Below are 855 nucleotides of genomic sequence, written 5' to 3' on the forward strand. Positions count from 1 at the left end.
CTAGAGGCTGTTGTGGACCTGGGTGATTGAGGTGAGGTGCTTGAGCATGAGGCAAGCAAAGGCGACGAGATGGAGGCCTGCGAGTGTTTCGGGCAGGCGTTCATAGTCGCGGACGAGGCGTCGGAAGCGGGTAGCCCAGGCGAAGGAGCGTTCCACCACCCAACGCCTGGGCAGGAGGACGAAGCCGCGCTTGGCCTCGTGGTGGCGGACGACCTCGAGCTGAATGCCGTGCCTGGCGGCAGCCTCAGAGGGCTTCGGACCGGTATAGCCCTGGTCCACGAAGGCGATCTCGACGCTCTCGCCGGTGGCATTCTGGACGGCGTCGGCCAGGCGCCCGACCTCGGCACGGTCGTCGGCGGTGGCCGGCGTGACGTGCAGCGCCAGAAGGTGGCCGAGCGTATCGACGGCCGCATGCACCTTCGAGCCCCGCTTGCGCTTGGCCCCGTCGTAGCCCGCCCTGGCCCCACTCTCGGGGGTGGATCGGAGCGTCCGGCTGTCCAGCACCGCCGCCGTCGGCTCGGCCGCGCGGCCTGCCTCCAGCCGCAGCACGGCCCGCAGGTCGTGCACGATCGCCTCGAACACCTCCGCCGCCAGCCAGCGCCGGGCCTGGGCGTAGACGATGTCCCATGGTGGCAGGTCATTGGGCATCCAGCGCCAGGGCGCGCCCGTCTTGACCACGTAGCGCAGCCCGTTGAACACCTCGCGCAAGGCATGGCGCCGCTGCCCCGACGCCTCGGGCAGCAGCACCAGATAGGGCGCAACCAACGCCCATTCCTCATCAGATACGTCGGACGGATAGGACTTGCGGGTCATCCCGCAAATCTGGCCCTCACGTCAGTCCACAACAGCCTCTAG

Annotated in this window: 1 protein-coding gene; it reads right to left on the reverse strand. The window is 68.7% G+C overall.

The window, feature by feature from the left end; all coding sequences use genetic code 11:
* Complete coding sequence (locus ROTAS13_RS25215; RefSeq protein WP_027281464.1) at window positions 1–813, reverse strand: IS5 family transposase; 813 nt, start codon at window positions 811–813, stop codon at window positions 1–3.
* Window positions 814–855: the final 42 nt, after the last annotated feature.

The organism is Roseomonas sp. TAS13 (assembly GCF_001950415.1).
Taxonomy (GTDB): Bacteria; Pseudomonadota; Alphaproteobacteria; order Acetobacterales; family Acetobacteraceae; genus Roseomonas; species Roseomonas mucosa.